This window comes from Tabrizicola sp. (assembly GCF_016792905.1).
Taxonomy (GTDB): domain Bacteria; phylum Pseudomonadota; class Alphaproteobacteria; order Rhodobacterales; family Rhodobacteraceae; genus Tabrizicola.
Genome location: NZ_JAEULP010000088.1, coordinates 114203 through 130815, shown reverse-complemented (window position 1 = coordinate 130815; position 16613 = coordinate 114203). Strand labels below are relative to the sequence as shown.

The following is a 16613-nucleotide window of genomic DNA, read 5'->3' as shown; positions in this document are numbered from 1 at the left end:
CCAAGCCCAAGGAGTGCCCCATGAAGATCGCCCACCGCGAGATCGGCCAGAACCATCCGCCGCTTGTCATCGCCGAGATCGGCATCAACCACGGCGGAGATCTTTCCGTGGCAAAGGAAATGGTGCGGCTGGCGGCGGGCGCAGGCTGCGAGATGATCAAGCACCAGACCCATATCATCGAAGACGAGATGACCGAGGAGGCGAAGTCGATCTTCCCGCCGAATGCCGATGTCTCGATCTGGCATGTGATGGAACGCTGCGCGCTGACGCTGGACGAAGAGGCGGAGCTGAAGCGCTATACCGAAAACCTGGGGCTGATCTGGATTTCGACCCCTTTCTCCCGCGCCGCCGCCGACTGGCTGGAGACGCAGGATGTCCCGGCCTACAAGATCGGCAGTGGCGAGGCCGACAACCTGCCGCTGATCCGCCACATCGCGCGCAAGGGCAAGCCGGTGATCCTGTCGACGGGGATGCAAACGATTGAAACCATCCGCGCTTCGGTCGAGATCCTGGACAAGGCAGGGGTCGACTATGCGCTTCTCGAATGCACGAACCTGTATCCCAGCCCGGCGGAGATCGTCTCGCTGCGGGGCGTTACCGAATTGAGACAGGCCTTCCCAAAAGCCGTTGTCGGCTTTTCCGATCATTCCATCGGCCCGGAAATGGCGCTGGCCTCGGTCGCGCTGGGCGCCTGCATCCTGGAGCGCCACTACACCGACAGCCGCTACCGCAAGGGCCCCGACATCATCAACTCGATGGACCCGGCGGAACTGCGCTTCCTGATCGACCGCTCGAAGGAAATATGGATCGCCGCCAACAACCCGAAGAGCCGCTCCGCCCCGGAGGAAGACGTCTATCGCTTCGCCCGCGGCTCGGTCGTGGCCGACCGCGACCTGGCCGAGGGCCATGTCATCGCCGAAACCGACATCTGGGCCCGCCGCCCGGGGTCAGGCGAGATCGCGGCCTATGACTTCGACAAGGTGCTGGGGAAACGGCTGACGCGGGCGGTGACGCGGAACACGCAGCTCAAGTGGGCCGATCTGGGATAAGCGCGGCGATCTGGTCAAACAGGTTGCGACCTTCAAGCCGCCAGCGTTGCAGGCTTGCCGCAATGGCGGCCTTCTCCTCTGAGGAATAGCTCCAGTCGCGTTCGGCAAGGGTCGCCTCTCGAAGGTCGGCAAGCGGGCGGACCCGTGCGGGATCAAGGCCGATGTCGGCGATCAGGGCCTCGATCTTCCAGCTGTTCGACGAGACGGCAAGGAACGGCGTCCCCGAGAGAATCGCAAGGCAGACGGAATGGAAGCGTCCGGTGACGACAAGGCTGTGACGCGACAGCTGGGCAAGATAGGCTGCGTCATCGGCGACGAGCCGGGTTGTCGGGTGCCGGGCGATGAACCTGCGGTTCTGCCAGTCGCAACGCCGGGCCCGCAGCCAGCGCCGCCAGCCCGTCAGGCGGGCGGGAACCGCCTTGATCACCGTTGTCACCGGGACAAGATCATGCCCGCCCTCCTCGGCAAACCGGGCGAGGGACTCGGTCACCTTGCCATGGACTGAACATCCCACCATGACACCGGATCGCCTTGCGCCGGGATCCTGCCAGGGATGCAGCATCGACAGGTCGCCAAGGCAGGTGACGTCGCGCCCGGTCTCTGCTGCAAGATCGGTCATCGACCGGCTGTCGCGGCAGGCGAGAATGTCGAAGTCGCGTGCCATTGCGCCCCAGTCCGGCGGGTTTTGCTGCCAGAGCGCATTGATCAGCGCGACGCGGCCACCGCGCGCCTTGACCCGGGCACCTGCCTCCATAAGCCAGCGCCCGCGCCGCTTGCCGTGGTGCAGGGTGCCTTCGCCGTTGATCACCACCAGGTCGGCTGCGTCGATCTGTGCGGTGAGGGCCGGATCGTGCCGCCAGTCGGTCCCGACCTTGATCGAGGGGAGGTCGGTCAACCCGCGCTGCGAGAGCTCATCGCGAATTGTGCGCATCACGCGAATGCAGCCGAAATGGGTGCCGCCTTCGTCCGTGTCGTTCAGCAGAAGGACGCGCCGCCCGTCCGTCATGCGCGTTCGAGGCGGAAGAAGGAATTGACCCTGGCGTTGCGGCGCATGATCTCGCGTCGGTCCGCAACCCGCCAGCCGAGGCGCGTCAGGCTGGCAAGAAATGCCGTCTCGCGGTGAACATGCTGCTGCGGTTTGTTCCGGGAGCGCAGGTTGATCAGGCCGAGCGACAGGCGATACCACAGCCTGCGCAAGGGGCCGGCGTCATCAGGGACAAGGCTGGCCCCGATGATCATCGCGGGCGAACCGAGCGCGGTAAGCCGTTCCAGCGCGCGTTCGGCATCGGCGAACGGAACCCAGTTCAGGAAGCGGATGCAGACCGCAAGCTCGGGCGCCGGGCCGGGGGCAGGGGCAAGGTCGAAGATGCTGGCGCAGCGCAGGACATAGGCCGACCGACGGTCGGTCGGAAGGGTTGCGATCTTCCCGGCCGCCTCATCCAGCATGCCCTGCGACAGGTCGACCCCGGTTACGCTGGCACCGATGGCTTCGTACTGCTCGACCCAGCGACCGGTGCCGAAGGGGCAATCCAGCACGGTTGCCGGGCGGATCGCGGCAAGCATGCCCTCCATCGCGGCAACTTCGCGTTTCCAGCGTTTCGACTGCGACCGCCGCGCATCATAGCCGCGCGCCTTGTCGCCCGAATAGGCCTCCAGAAGCTTGTCCATCGCTATCCCGTCACTGCGTCCGGCCCCGGATATAGGCTTCGAGAATATCCTTCGCCAGCGAGATTTCCATGCTCCCCGACCGCACGAGCGGCCAACGGCCCGCATCGCCGGAGTGGATCAGCCGCGGCCAGCTTGAGCGGAACGCAACCGGAATGCGGCGGTGCCCCAGGGCCGTCAACACGGCTGCGCGGTGCTTGCCGCCCCGGACGAAGAAGGCGGCCCCGCTGCCGTTGTCCAGGATATAGCCCTCGATATCGCCAAAAGCGTCGGGGTCGTAACCGTTCTGCCTGATGCCAAGCGCAAGGCGATCGAGGCGCCGCAGTTCCAGGCCGATCTTCCGCTCGCTCACCGGGCCGTAGAAGCTGACGCCGTGCTCGGGACCCAGCTCCAGCTCTCCCGGCGGCGGGGTGCGCTGGCTGCGGCCGTACCAGGGAATCTCCCAGGGGGGCAAGTCCGCGCCTGCGCGACCCCGACCATCGATTCCGTAATAATCGCTGATCGTCTTGGGCTGGCAGGTCGAATAGAACGCGCGCAGGATCGCTGCCCCCTCGGTCTGTGCCGCGACGAACGGGTGGCCGGGTCCGTAGACGAAGCCGCCCTGCATCCGCAACAGGTCGGGCGGCACGAGAAGTCGCAGCGCGGGACGTTCGATCCAGTGGGCGAATTCCACCAGATCATCCCCCGAATTGACCTCTACCTCGCGGCGCGGTCGAAGCTTGCGACCGATGGACGCGCGAACGGTGGTGAGGATAGGCATCTGGCCCCGGGAAATTGGAGTGCGCGACCGAGGATAGGAGGTCGGCCTGCATACGACAACCCGCTGCACCGAGTCTTGCGCAGCGTTCGCCCCGGGGGTTAGACAGGCAGACGCTTCCAGAGCCAGGCCCAATGACCCGCCACCTCCTCTTCCTCACCGGCACACGGGCCGATTTCGGCAAGCTGGAACCGCTTGCTGCCGCGGCGCGCGATGCGGGGCACCGCGTGACGTTCTTCGTCACCGGGATGCATATGATGGAGCGCTACGGCCTGACCCGGAACGAGGTGCGCCGGACGCCCGGCATCGCGGTCGAGGAGTTCGAGAACCAGCACGAGGGCGATCCGCAGGACCTGATCCTGGCACGCACCGTCACCGGCTTCTCGGCCTATGTCCGCGACTCCAGGCCCGACCTGATCGTCCTGCACGGCGACCGGATCGAGGCGCTGGCGGGCGCGCTTGTTGCGGCCACCAACTACGTCCGTTCCGCCCATGTCGAGGGCGGCGAGGTGTCCGGCACCATCGACGAGGTCTTCCGCCACTGCAACACCAAGCTCTGCACGCACCACTTCGTGTCATCCAAGGCCGCCGCCCGCCGCGTCATGGCGCTGGGGGAACCGCCCGAGACGATCCACGTCATTGGCTCGCCCGAGCTTGACTTCCACGCCAGACCCTCCGGTGTCACGCTGGACGACGTGCGCGCACGCTACGACATCGCCTTTGCCGACTATGGCATCGCGACCTTCCATCCTGTCACCTCCGAACAGGACACGATCGGCCAGCAGGCGGCGGATCTTTTCGGCGCGCTTGAGGCCTCGGGCCGGAGCTTCGTGGTGATCGCGCCGAACAACGACCCCGGAAGTGCGGCAATCTTCGCGGTGCTGGATCGCCTGCCGAAGGACCGCTTCCGGGTGCTGCCTTCGATGCGCTTCGCGCATTTTTCCGAGCTGATGAAGAACGCCGCCTGCATGGTCGGCAACTCCAGCGCCGGGGTGCGCGAGGCGCCGTTCCTTGGCCTGCCGTCGCTTGACGTCGGCAGTCGCCAGACCAACCGCGCCGAGGCACCCTCGGTCGTGTCCTGCGAGGCGGGGGAGCGGGCCGTGATCCTCGATTTCCTGGCAACGCATTGGGGCCGTCCCGCCGAACGGCATCAGGGCTATGGCAAGGGTTCGGCCGCGGGGCGCTTCGCCGAAGTCCTGGCCCGGCCGGAGTTCTGGACGCTCAGCCTGCAGAAGGCGTTCCGTGACTAGCCCGACCGGACCAGGGCTGCGGGCCTATCTCCTGGCCGCGCGGGCGATCCCCCTGGCTGCGCCGATGGTGCTGCGCCGCCGTCTGGCCCGTGGCAAGGAGTTGCCCGACCGCTGGCGCGAGAAGCTGGGCGAAGCCTCGCTGCCCCGCCCGGACGGACCGCTCATCTGGCTCCACGCCGTGGGCCTTGGCGAAACGCTCGCCCTGCGTGGGCTCATCGCCGCGATGGCCGACCAGGCACCGGCTGCCGGGTTTCTGGTTACGTCCACCACCCGCGGCTCGGCCGAGGTCTTTGCGGCGAACCTGCCGCCCCGCACTTTCCACCAGTTCCTGCCGCTCGATGCGCCTGCCTACCTGACCCGCTTTCTCGACCATTGGCGCCCGAGCCTCTCGGTCTGGGCCGAGCAGGACCTCTGGCCCGGAGCGGTTGTCGCCACATCCGCGCGCGGCATCCCGCTGGCGCTGATCAATGCGCGCATGAATGCCGCGGCCTATGCCCGGCGGGTGAAAGGAAAGGGCCTCTACTCCGATCTCCTCGCCCGCTTCTGTCTGATCGCCGCGCAGGACCCGACGACGGCGCGCCACCTGCAGGACCTTGGCGCGGCCGAGGTGCGGGTGACGGGCTCGCTCAAGGCCGCCGCGCCGCCGTTGTCCGCCGAGCCGAAGGCGCTTTCGGCTGCGCGCGAGGCGCTGGCGGGCCTCCGCCCCATCCTCCTCGCCTCCTCGCATCCCGAGGATGAGTTTGTCGTGTTTTCAACCTTCCGCGCGCTGCATCCCAGGCCGCTCCTCGTCATCGCTCCGCGTGATCCGGGCCGTGGCGCCGAGATCGCGGCGCGGGCGGCAGAGCACGGCCTGACCGCAACCCGGCGCAGCGCGGGGCAGGGGCCGACGGCGGATGTCTGGATTGTCGATACCTTGGGCGAGATGGGCCTTTGGTATCGGCTCTGCCCGACCTGTCTTGTCGGCGGCAGTTTCGGTCCGACCGAAGGCCACAACCCCTGGGAACCGGCGGCGCTTGGCTCTGCCATCCTGCACGGGCCACGGATCGCCAACTTTGCCGCCGATTTCGCCACACTGCACGAATTCGGCGCGGCGCAGCCGGTTTCGGCCGACGGGCTGGCCGCTGCGGTTCTGGCCGACCATGCCGAAATGGCCACCCGTGCCAGCCTGCTTTCTGACCGCGCGCGGCAGGCGCTCGCGCCCCTCGCCGCCGAGCTCCTTGCGCTCGGAGGCCTGGGATGAGGCTCTGGCTCTTCCTGCGGCTCTGGTCGGCCCTCTGGCATATCGGCCTGCCCGTGGTCCTGATCTACCTCTGGAAACGCGGTCGCAAGGACCCGCTCTATGCCCGGCATCTGGGCGAGCGCTTCGGTCGCTACCGGCCCCGCCTGCCCGGCGCGGTCTGGATCCATGCCGTGAGCCTTGGCGAGATACGATCGGCCGTGCCGCTGGTGCGTGCGCTGCTCGATCGGGGAGAGGTGGTCGTCACCACCCATTTTACCCCTGCCGGCCGACGGGAGGCAGAGCGTGTCTTCGCCCCCGAAATCGCTTCTGGTCGGCTTGTCGCCGTCTGGGTGCCCTTCGAAACGACCTGGGCCTATCGCGGCTTCTTCCGCGCCTTCCGGCCAAAGCTCGGGTTGGTAATGGAAATCGAAATCTGGCCCCGGATGATCTTTGCCGCGCGGAAGGCTCGCGTGCCGCTTTTGATGTGCAACGCGCAGTATCCGTCCGACTCCATGGCGCGCGACGCCCGGTTCGGGGTCCGGCCTGCCCTGATGCGCGGATTTGCCGGGGCGCTGGTGAAGTCGGACCTGCAAGCGGAACGCTTCGCTTCGGTCGGGGTGTCCAATATCACGGTGACGGGCGAATTGCGCTTCGACCAGCCAATCCCGGCGGAGCAACTGGCTGCGGGCGCAAGATTGCGCACCGGCCTTGCCGGATCACGCCGGATCATCGCCTTCGCTTCGGTGACGGAACCGGAAGAGGCGCTTTTCCTGTCTGCCACCCAGGCCATCCTCGCGACCGAAAACCCGCCGCTGATCCTGTTCATTCCGCGGGCGCCGGAGCGCTTCGACGACGTGGCAAGGCTGCTCGACGGGCTTGGCGTCCGTGTGGCGCGACGCAGTGTGGACCTGACGGCGGATTTTATCCGGAGGGATTTCGCGCCAGTGGATGTACTGCTGGGAGATTCGCTTGGCGAGATGTATTTCTACCTCTCGCTGGCCGACCGGGTTGTCGTGGGCGGCGGGTTCCAGCCGAAGGGCTCGCACAACATCATCGAGCCCCTGGCGCTGCGACGCCCGGTGATCGTCGGGCCCCACATCCAGACCATCGAATACCCGGCCGTCGAGGCGATTGCCGCCGGGGTCTGCCTGCAAACCAGCGCCGAACGACTGGTGGCCGATGTGATGAACTGGCCCGACCCGGCACCGGAAACCATCACCCGCTTCGTTGCGGCACATTCGGGTGCTGCAGCGCGGACGGTGCAGGCGATTGCGCCGCTGCTCAGGCCTTGACCAGGCCCGATTTCAGCTGTTCGGACAACAGGAATTCGACCAGCCGCATGTCGTAGGGCGTGTCGATGTCGTGGCAGCGTTCGCTCGGCAGCACATAGGGAATGACCCGCCCTTCGTAGATCGTACTTGCATGGGCCAGGTATTGCGGGTCAACGACATAGACCATGCCGACATGCTCGTAGACCACCGGCGCATCCTGCCGCGCCCAGACCCCTCCGGGCAACGGTTTTGACACATGCAGCGCTCCGGTCGCATCCGGTTCCACAAGGTTGAAATATGGATTCTTCCGCGCCTCGCACACGCTCATGACCATATCTGGATGTTCGGTTTCGTAAAGTGTGAGCGCTCCGTCGATATCTTCCGGCAGACGCAGCGGTGAGGTGCAATCGAGGTCGAGAAAGGCCGAAACCGGCCCGGTGATCGCTTCGCTTGCGGCAAGCGCGTGCTGCCAGACCCCCCATTTCGGCGCAGTGTCGGTGGCAAGTTCGGCCGGGCGCAGGCCGATCTCCAGCGCGCCACGCCGGACGGCATGGTCATGGATCGCCTCGTCATCGGTCGAGACCACGACCGCGCCGACCCGGGGATTGGCGAAAAGCTGGTCCAGCGACCAGTCGATCAGCGGCTTGCCGCAGATCAGGCGAAAGTTCTTGCCCGGCACGCCCTTCGAGCCCTTGCGCGCCCCGATATGCCCAAGGATCATCCCGGCCTCCTGTTTCGCCAAGGCTTAACGCAAGGGGATCGGCGAGGCCAGCCGTGGCGGATGCCGCTGTGGCCACTCGGTCGCGCGGTGGTAGGCCTGGCCGATGGCAAGCACTCCGGCATCATCGCCAGACCGTCCCATGATCTGCATTCCCGAGGGCAGCCCCTCGGGCGAAAAGCCGACCGGCACCGACAGGGCGGGCAGGCCGATCAGGCTCGCAGGCACCACCACCTCCATCCAGCGGTGATAGGTGTCCATCTTCTGCCCGTTGATCGCTTCCGGCCAGCGCCAGTCGACCGGGAAGGGCCAAACTTGTGCCGTGGGCAGAACCACGGCGTCGAAACGCCGGAAGAGCCGCGCCGCATGCGCGTGCCAGCGGCTGCGGATCACGCTCGCCTCGTAGACCGCCTGTGCCGAGAGCCCCATGCCCTGCTCGATCTCCCACAGCGTCTCGGACTTGGTCAATGCGCGCTTGGCGGCGTCCTCGACCAGGGCGCGCTTGCCGCCCGCATTCAGCATCGCCCTGAGCGTGACCCAGGACGACCAGAGCTTCTCGGCCGGGAAGGGCGGGGGCAGGGGTTCGACCACCGCGCCCAGATCCTCCAGCACCCTCAGGCCGCTTTCGCAAGCGTCGAGGATGCCCGGCTCCATCGCATAGGCCCCGCCCCAGTCGGCGAGCCAGCCGATGCGCAGCCCCTTGACGCCCCGTTCCAGCCCCGACAGCAGGTCGGGCACCGGGCGGGGGAAGGGCACCTCGGGGTTCTCGCCCGCCTGCGCGATCAGAAGCCGCGCCAGATCCTCGACCGTCCGGGCCATCGGGCCTTCGGTGGCAAGCGTCGAAAGATAGGTGTCGCCCTCGGCATCCGCGGGCACCAGGCCCCAGGTCGGGCGCAGGCCATAGACATTGCAGAACCCGGCCGGATTGCGCAGCGACCCCATCATGTCGCTGCCATCCGCGACCCAGGCCATCCGCGCGGCGAGCGCCGCCGCCGCCCCGCCGGACGAGCCGCCCGCGCTGCGGGACAGCTCATAGGGGTTGCGGGTGACACCAAAGATCGGGTTGAAGGAATGCGATCCCTGGCCCCATTCCGGCACGTTGGTCTTGGCCGGGAATATCGCCCCCGCCGCCCGCATCCGTGCCGCGAGAATATCGTCCTTTGCGGGCACATTGTCCGCGTAGACGGGCGACCCCCAGGTCGTCCGCAACCCTTTCGTGGCCACCAGCTCCTTGACCGGCAGGGGAATCCCGTGCAGCCAGCCCTGCGGCGCTGCGTCGTCCAGCTCCCGTGCCTCGGCCATCAATTCGTCGGGATCGCGCAGCGAGATGACTGCATTGATCGCGCCATTCACCGCCCGGACCTGCGCCAGCCAGGCCGCCATCACCTCGGACGGTGCGACCTGCCGCGCATGGATCGCGGCAGACAGTTCCGTGGCCGACCATTCCAGCATGGGCACCCTCCGGGCGGTAATGTTCAACACAGGAAGCGGAAGGGTGCGACACCCTCCCGCTTCGCCGGTTCGACAGGCGGGCCGGACCTTACTTCTGCAGTTCGGTCCAGATCGCGGTCTGGTACTCCAGCGCCTTGCCGGTGCAGACGGTCACGAACTGGCCCTTGGCGGCAAATTCGGCCGGCGGCACGATCTCGGGCGCGGTTTTCATGTCCTCCGGCATGAAGGCGTCCGATCCGGCGATGCCGTTGCCATAGCGAGCAAAGGCCGACAGCATCGCCGCGTTTTCCGGGTCCATGATGAAATCGAGGAACAGATAGGCGTTGTCGACGTTCTTCGCGTCCGACAAGAGCACAACGTTGTCCATCCACAGGCCATAGCCTTCCTTCGGATAGCCATAGGCCACGTCGGGGTTGCCCAGCCGCGCCCGCATCGCGGACCCGTTCCAGTCGACGGTCGCGGCGTAGTCGTGGTTGATCATCTTCTCGACGGTGGAATAGTCCATCGACATCCACTTGGGCTTCGCGGCCAGCAGGGCGTCGCGGACCTTCTTCATCACTTCCGGGTCTTCCGAGCAGACCGTGCCGCCCGCCCACATCGTCGCCAGCGCCAGCACGTCGCCCATTTCCGGGATGACGTTGATCTTGCCTTCCAGCTCGGCCGGCGGGTTCAGGAAGATGTCGCTGGTGTTGATGTCACCGGCATAGTCCTTGACGTTGACCGACATGCCCGTCGATCCCCACTGCCACGGAACGCTCCATTCCCGGCCCGGATCCCAGGCGACATCCAGCCATTCGGGGGCGATGTTCTTGTGGTTCGGCAGCTTGGACAGGTCGAGCTTCTGGATCAGGCCCTTTTCGGCATAGATGCCGACGAAACCCGCCGAGGGGACGACGAGGTCGAAGCCCGAGGCGCCCGCCTCGACCTTGGCCAGCGCGGTGTCGTTCGAGTCGAAGTCGGTGATCGTTACCTTGACCTGATACTTGTCCTCGAACTTCTTGATCATGTCGGGGCTGGTGTAGTTGCCCCAGTTGTAAAGGAACAGCTCGCCCTCGGCATGGGCGAGGGCGGTTCCCGCCATCATGAGCGCAACAGCGCCAAGCAGTGTCTTCATCGGTGTCTCCTTCAGTTGGATCATTGCCTGCAGCTTCACCCGCAGGTCACTTGCGGTTTCGGGTCAGTAGGAAGAACGCCGACAGCAGCACCAGCGTCAGCGCCAGAAGAAGTGTCGAGATCGCGTTCACGTCCGGCTTCATCGCCCGGCGCAGCTGGCCAAGCATATAGGTCGGCAGCGTGTCCTGTCCGGGCGACTTGATGAATTCGGTGATCACCACGTCATCCAGCGAGGTCACGAAGGCCAGCATAGCCCCCGCCAGGATGCCGGGCATCAAGAGGGGCAGGGTGACGCGCCGGAACGTCTGCCAGCGGCTGGCGTACAGGTCCGAGGCCGCGGTTTCGAGCGTCAGGTCCATCCCCTCCAGCCGGGCGCGGATCGGCAGATAGGCGAAGGGAATGCAGAAGGCGGCATGGGCCACGATCAGATAGCCAAGGCCGCTGTAGCCGGTGGCCTTCTTGATCGCCGCCGTCACCAGCAGCAGCGCCACTGCCGTCACGATTTCCGGCACCATCAGCGGCTGGTTGATCATCACGTAGATGAAGGTCTGTCCCCGGAATGCCGGTCGCCGGGTCGTGCCAAGGGCCGCCATCGTGGCCAGCGCCGTCGACAGGACCGCAGCCCCGGTGGCGACCACCAGGCTGACCCAGGTCGCGGCCTTGACCTCGTCGTTGGCCCAGGCGGTGCGATACCAGTCCAGCGACCAGCCCTGCCACTTGGCCACGCTGTCGCCCGCGTTGAAGGAATAAACGATCAGGACCAGGATCGGGGCGTAAAGCCCGATGAAGACGAGCATCGAGATCAGCGTCGCGCCCGGCAGGTCGTTCACCGCGAAATCACGCCGCCTAGCCATTCTTGCGCTCCCCGCTGATGGTGCGGACATAGACGAGGAGGGCGATGGTCACGATCACCAGCAGCGCCACCGACAGCGCCGCGCCCAGCGGCCAGTTCTTGCCCTGGCCGAATTGCAGCTCGATGAAGTTGCCGATCATCATGTTCTTGCCGCCGCCCAGGATGCGCGGGGTCACATAGGCGCCAAGGCAGGGGATGAAGACCAGGATCGAGCCCGCGATGATCCCCGGCTTGATGATCGGCAGGATCACCCGGCGCAGCACCTGCCAGCGGCTTGCGTAAAGGTCGTAGCCCGCCTCCAGAAGCCGCATGTCGAAGCGGTCGATGGTCGCGAAGAGCGGCAGCACCATCAGCGGCAAATAGACATAGACCATCCCGATCAGCAGAGCGGTATCGGTATAGGTCAGCTGGATCGGCGTCGAGATCACCCCGGCTTTCAAAAGGAGAGTGTTCAGAACGCCCTCGTTGCGGATGATCTGGTTGATGGCGAAGGTCCGGATCAGAAGGTTGGTCCAGAAGGGAATGGTGATCAGGAACAGCCAGGCCGCCCGGGCCTTCGTCGGTCGCGTCGCGATGAACCAGGCGGTCGGAAAGCCCACGATGAAGGTCAGCACCGTGGTCACGAAGGACAGTTTCACCGACCGCCAGAAGATCGTCAGGTTGCCGTCGGCCAGCTTCAGCGTGTCGTCGAAGATGTCGTATTCAAAGAGGACGCCGCGCCATCCCTCCAGGCTGAAGATCCATTCGATGTTGCCATGCGTGCCGGGGGTCAGGAAGGAATAGACCAGCACGATCAGCAAGGGGCCGACCGCCGCCAGGGTCAGCACCGCAAGCGCCGGGGCCGACAGATACCAGGCGCTGCGCACCTGATCCCGGACGGCGGTTTCCTCGGCGGGGCTCATCAGTCCTCCACCCGCTGCACGGCGCCCTTGGCAAAGCTCACGCCGACCTCCTGCCCCTCGGACAGACCAGCCTCGCCCGTGGCCGGGCTTTGCAGGCGCGCGACGACCTCGGTGCCGTCGGCAAGCGCAAGATGGCAATGCGTGTCGGTGCCGAAATAGACCAGCGTCCTGACCTTGGCCTGCAACCCGCCGTCTTCCGCCTTGCCGAGACGCAACTGCTCCGGTCGCACGCTGACGGTTGCGCTTCCACCCGCCCGCAGACCCGGCACGTCGATCCGTTCCCCGGTGCCAAGGCGCAGCGTGCTGTCTTCGGCGGCGCCGGTCAGGAAGTTGGTTTCGCCGATGAAGCTGGCGACGAAGCGGTTCTTCGGGTGGATGTAGATGTCCTTCGCCGTGCCGACCTGCTGGATCTTGCCCGCACTCATCACCGCGATGCGGTCGGACATGGTCAGGGCTTCTTCCTGGTCATGGGTGACGAAGATGAAGGTGATGCCGGTCTCCAGCTGCAACCGCTTCAGCTCGATCTGCATCTCCTTGCGCAGCTTCAGGTCCAGTGCGCTCAGCGGCTCGTCGAGCAAGAGCACCTTCGGCTGCGGCGCCAGAGCGCGGGCCAGTGCCACCCGCTGCTGCTGCCCGCCCGAAAGCTGGCTGGTCTTGCGCCCCGCCATCGCGTCGAGCTTGACCAGCGCCAGCATTTGCGCCGTCCGCGTCTTCACTTCCGCAGCGGGCTTACCCAGCATCTCCAGCCCGAAGGCGATGTTCTGCGCCACCGTCAGGTGCGGAAACAGCGCATAGCTCTGGAACACCGTGTTCACCGGCCGCCGGTTCGGCGGCAGCGTGGTGATGTCGGTCCCGTCCAAGAGGATCGTGCCGTCGGTCGGCATCTCGAAGCCCGCGATCAGCCGCAGAAGCGTGGTCTTGCCGCAGCCCGAGGGCCCCAGAAGCGTGAAGAACTCTCCCCGCCGGATGTCCACCGAAACGTCGTCCAGCGCCCGCACCGTAGCTGCGCCCTGCCCGAAGGCCTTCACGACATTCCGGGCAGAGATCGTCACCTCATCGGCCACGGTCGTCCCCCTTCGACTCCCCATATTTGATCATATTGATCCGAGCAATTCTGCGCTGACAAGCGATTCCTTCCGCGTCACCCCGCCACGGGTGCGCGCTTTGCCGTCCAGGGGGCCGCGCGCTCGACTTCTGCGCAGAGACTGATCAGAAGCTCATCCTCGCCATAGCCTGCCGCCAGATGGACGCCGATCGGCAACCCGTCCGAGGACCAGCCGAGAGGCAGCGAGGCGGCGGGCTGGCCGCTGGCGTTGAACGCGGCGCAGAACGGCGAGTAGGCGAAGATGCCCTGCGGGCCGGTGCGATAGGCGACATAGTCCTCGGTCGTCGGCGTGAAGCGACCGACCCTGGCCGGCGGCTCGGCCAGCGTGGCCGTCAGCAGCACATCCGGCCCCCGGTCGAAGAACCCGGCCATCTGGCGGCCAAAGGCGTGGATCTCGCCGACCGCCTGCAGGTAGCGTGTCGGATGCAGCCCCTGCGCATGTGCCCAGGCGCCCCGGCTGACGCCCTCCACCTCCTCTGCGCGCGGAGCACGGTCGCCCAGTTTCGACCGGATCGACAGGGCCGTGCCGACACCGACGATGTCCGTCCAGGCCCGCATCATCATCGGCACATCCGCGTCGGGCCGCGCCGGTTCGATCGCATGGCCAAGCGATTCCAGCAGGCGCCCGGCGGCCCGTACCGCCTCGGCCACCTCGGGATGGATCGGTGCGCCGGTCAGCGTGGTGTCGCAGATCGCCACCCGCAACCGGCGCGGCGGACGACTGATCGCTGCCGCATGGCCATGGTGGAGCGGCGGCGCTACATAGGGTGCGCCCAGGTCCGGCCCCGCGCAGGCGTCCAGCATCACCGCCGTGTCGCGGACCGACCGCGTCAGGAACCCGTCGATCGCCATGCCCGCCCAGCCTTCGCCCGCATAAGGCCCGTCCGGCAGCCGCGCCCGCGTCGGCTTGAACCCGAACAGCCCGCAGGACGAGGCCGGTATCCGCACCGACCCGCCCCCGTCGGACCCATGCGCCATGGCGACGATCCCCGCCGCCACCGCCGCCCCCGCCCCCCCGGAGGACCCGCCGGAGGTATGGTCAAGGTTCCACGGGTTCCGTGTCGGCCCGCCGTAGACCGCCGCTTCCGTCACCGTACCAACCCCGCCCTCGGGGCTGGTCGTGCGCCCGAAAGTCACGACCCCCGTCGCCCTGATCCGCTCGAAGATCGCGGAATCGCCGGGGTAAACCGTGTTCGCGAACAGGCGCGAGCCGTTGTGCGACGGGAAATCCTTCGCCTCGCAGCCCAGGTCCTTGATCAGGAACGGCACCCCCCGGAAGGGTCCCGGCGGCAGGCCCTCGGCAATCGCCTTCCGCGCCACGCCCTCCTGCACCAGCACCACCGCGTTGATCGCAGGATTTCGCGCCTCGACCGCAGCCAGCGCCGCATCCAGCAGTTCACTTGGCGATAATTCGCGGCGTGCGACCATTGCCGCCAGTTCGGTTGCGTCGGCTGCGCCAAGATCTCCGATCATTCCGGCCTCTCCCTGCTGACATCTTCAGACTGCCGTCTGTCCGAAGCCCCCGTCATGCCCGCAACCGACATGGCTTGCCGCTATCGGTCAACCCCGGGTCAGCACGGAACCCAGCACGTCGCGCAGCGTTTCTGGCAGGATCGGCTTCGGCAGGAACCCGTCCAGGGCCGAACTCAGGTCGTCCTCGCCATGAATTGAAAGGACATCCGCCGTCATTGCCACCACCGGCACACTCCGTCCATGCGCCGCCCGGATCCGGCGCAGAGTCTCGCGTCCGTCCATGTCCGGCATCATCAGGTCCAGAAGGACCGCGTCTATCCCGCCCTGGGCCAGCCGCGCCAGCGCTTCCGGGCCGCCCGAAGCCTCGATCACTCGCGCCCCGGTCGCCACCAGAAGCTGCGCGGCCACCATCCGGTTCGTGGAGATGTCGTCCACGACAAGAATCGTCGTATTGCGGAAATCGGCGGCGCCCTTGCGCTCGGTCGCGGCTTCGGCCTCGGGTGCCTGGACCGTCAGCCGGAAGGTCGCACCACGGACCGAGGGCACGACGACGAGGTCGCCCGCCATCTGCCGCGCAACGGCCCGGCTGATCGCCAGTCCCAGGCCGACGCCTGGCGTCCCGCTCGACCCGCGATAGAACGGCTCAAAAACCTTCTCGTGCGATTCCTGCGGGATGCCCGGGCCCTCGTCGGCCACGTCGATCACCAGGCGACCTTTCGCATGGCGGACCTGCACTGCGACCGGCCCGTGCGAAGTGTGCTTCAGCGCATTGCCGATCATGTTGCCAAGACATTGCCGGACCCGCTGCCCGTCGATCATGAGGACATCGGGCATATTCGCGTCGACCGTGACCACAAGATCGCGGCCCTGTTTGCGGGCCTGCAACTCGAAGGCCAGGAGATTGCCCAAAAGCTCGGCGGGCACCGAAACCGGCCGCGGCGTGACCGTGACCCGCCCTTCGGTGATGGCCGAATAGTCGACCGCGTCATCCAGCATCACCGCAAGGTCACGGGCCGAGGTCACGACCGTCCGCAGCCGCTTCCGCGACGCACCCGTCGCCGCTGCCGCCTCAATCTCGCTCAATCCGATGACCGCGTTCAAAGGGGTCCGCAGCTCATGGCTGATCTGCGCGAGGAACCGCCCCTTCGCCTCATTCGCCGCTCGCGCCGTTGCAGCGGCCTCGTCTCCGGTCCGGTGCAGGCGGTTGTTCGACACCATGGCGATGGCCGCATAGCCTAGCCCGACGAGCGCCGTGACCGTTGAAACCGCCAGCCCGGTCCAGTTGCCAAGGCCAACCCAGTGCAGTGTGTTGAACACCAGCGCCACGGTCGCAACCGTTGCCATGCCGATCATCCCAAGCGCGAGGTGGATCGACCGGACCGAGCACAGGTGAAGAAGCGCTGTCATGGTGATGGCGATGGCGATCGCCTTGGCATAGGGGTCGTCATGCATCCACAAGAGCCCGGCAGCGGTGACGAGCGATGCCTCCATCGGTACCAGCGACAGAAGGAAGGCCCGGTAGCGGACGGGCGATCTTGTCGGGTCAAGCCCGCGCAACAGTCCTTGAGAGATGAACTCGCCAACCAGCTCGACCAGGAACAGAGCCGCCAACAATATCAGGCTCACATAGATTGAGCAGATCGCGTAGCCGAAGGCGACCAGAAGGATGCGGGGGACAAACTCGCTGCGCAGGATGCGGTACTGGCGCTGCAATTCTTCGCGCCGCTGTTCCCCTTCTGACCTGGACAGGGAAGCGAGGGAAGCCATCAACTGCGCACACCAACCG

The 16613-nt window shown here is 66.5% G+C and carries 15 protein-coding genes; 4 read left to right on the top strand and 11 right to left on the bottom strand.

What is annotated here, in order from left to right; genetic code table 11:
* Positions 1-20 precede the first annotated feature (20 nt).
* On the top strand, positions 21-1049 hold the full coding sequence (locus tag JNL31_RS18480) for an N-acetylneuraminate synthase family protein (RefSeq protein ID WP_294976593.1): 1029 nt from the start codon (positions 21-23) through the stop codon (positions 1047-1049).
* Here JNL31_RS18480 and JNL31_RS18475 read toward each other — a convergent pair.
* The 3 genes from JNL31_RS18475 to JNL31_RS18465 are packed head-to-tail and all read right to left on the bottom strand — an operon-like array spanning position 1027 to position 3474.
* Entirely contained in the window at positions 1027-2055 is a 1029-nt protein-coding gene (locus JNL31_RS18475; RefSeq protein WP_294976590.1) for a polysaccharide pyruvyl transferase family protein, read from the bottom strand. The two genes, JNL31_RS18480 and JNL31_RS18475, sit on opposite strands and share 23 nt — an antisense overlap.
* Positions 2052-2717 carry a class I SAM-dependent methyltransferase gene (locus JNL31_RS18470; protein WP_294976588.1) on the bottom strand — a complete coding sequence of 222 codons (666 nt, stop codon included), beginning with the start codon at positions 2715-2717 and terminating at the stop codon, positions 2052-2054. The genes JNL31_RS18475 and JNL31_RS18470 overlap by 4 nt, the downstream gene beginning before the upstream one ends.
* Before the next feature lie 10 nt (positions 2718-2727).
* The gene (locus JNL31_RS18465; protein ID WP_294976586.1) at positions 2728-3474 is read right to left on the bottom strand and encodes a hypothetical protein; all 747 of its coding nucleotides are present in this window, start codon (positions 3472-3474) and stop codon (positions 2728-2730) included.
* Positions 3475-3605: 131 nt separating this feature from the next.
* Here JNL31_RS18465 and neuC point away from each other — a divergent pair, with 131 nt between their 5' ends.
* From neuC to JNL31_RS18450, 3 genes are read left to right on the top strand one after another with little or no spacing between them, the layout of a single operon-like run.
* Positions 3606-4721: a UDP-N-acetylglucosamine 2-epimerase gene (gene neuC, locus JNL31_RS18460; RefSeq protein WP_294976584.1), complete on the top strand. Its 1116-nt coding sequence runs from the start codon at positions 3606-3608 to the stop codon at positions 4719-4721.
* The gene (locus JNL31_RS18455; RefSeq protein WP_294976582.1) at positions 4714-5961 is read left to right on the top strand and encodes a glycosyltransferase N-terminal domain-containing protein; all 1248 of its coding nucleotides are present in this window, start codon (positions 4714-4716) and stop codon (positions 5959-5961) included. The genes neuC and JNL31_RS18455 overlap by 8 nt, the downstream gene beginning before the upstream one ends.
* Entirely contained in the window at positions 5958-7232 is a 1275-nt protein-coding gene (locus JNL31_RS18450) for a glycosyltransferase N-terminal domain-containing protein (RefSeq protein WP_294976580.1), read from the top strand. The genes JNL31_RS18455 and JNL31_RS18450 overlap by 4 nt, the downstream gene beginning before the upstream one ends.
* Here the strand turns inward: JNL31_RS18450 and JNL31_RS18445 are convergent.
* From JNL31_RS18445 to JNL31_RS18410, 8 genes are all read right to left on the bottom strand, one after another.
* The gene (locus JNL31_RS18445) at positions 7222-7932 is read right to left on the bottom strand and encodes an acylneuraminate cytidylyltransferase family protein (RefSeq protein WP_294976577.1); all 711 of its coding nucleotides are present in this window, start codon (positions 7930-7932) and stop codon (positions 7222-7224) included. The two genes, JNL31_RS18450 and JNL31_RS18445, sit on opposite strands and share 11 nt — an antisense overlap.
* A gap of 24 nt (positions 7933-7956) precedes the next feature.
* The gene (locus JNL31_RS18440) at positions 7957-9381 is read right to left on the bottom strand and encodes an amidase (protein WP_294976575.1); all 1425 of its coding nucleotides are present in this window, start codon (positions 9379-9381) and stop codon (positions 7957-7959) included.
* Between the two features lie 88 nt (positions 9382-9469).
* On the bottom strand, positions 9470-10495 hold the full coding sequence (locus JNL31_RS18435; protein ID WP_294976572.1) for an extracellular solute-binding protein: 1026 nt from the start codon (positions 10493-10495) through the stop codon (positions 9470-9472).
* A 46-nt stretch (positions 10496-10541) separates the two neighbouring features.
* Entirely contained in the window at positions 10542-11348 is an 807-nt protein-coding gene (locus tag JNL31_RS18430; protein WP_294976569.1) for an ABC transporter permease, read from the bottom strand.
* Positions 11341-12249 carry an ABC transporter permease gene (locus JNL31_RS18425; protein ID WP_294976566.1) on the bottom strand — a complete coding sequence of 303 codons (909 nt, stop codon included), beginning with the start codon at positions 12247-12249 and terminating at the stop codon, positions 11341-11343. Before JNL31_RS18425 ends, JNL31_RS18430 begins: the two co-directional genes overlap by 8 nt.
* Positions 12249-13313: an ABC transporter ATP-binding protein gene (locus JNL31_RS18420; RefSeq protein WP_294976563.1), complete on the bottom strand. Its 1065-nt coding sequence runs from the start codon at positions 13311-13313 to the stop codon at positions 12249-12251. The genes JNL31_RS18425 and JNL31_RS18420 overlap by 1 nt, the downstream gene beginning before the upstream one ends.
* A gap of 77 nt (positions 13314-13390) precedes the next feature.
* A complete protein-coding gene (locus JNL31_RS18415) occupies positions 13391-14827 on the bottom strand; it encodes an amidase (protein WP_294976560.1) in 1437 nt (478 codons plus the stop codon).
* An 87-nt stretch (positions 14828-14914) separates the two neighbouring features.
* Positions 14915-16540 (bottom strand): ATP-binding protein, encoded by a 1626-nt coding sequence (locus JNL31_RS18410; protein WP_294976558.1) that lies wholly within the window; start codon positions 16538-16540, stop codon positions 14915-14917.
* Between the last annotated feature and the right edge of the window lie 73 nt (positions 16541-16613).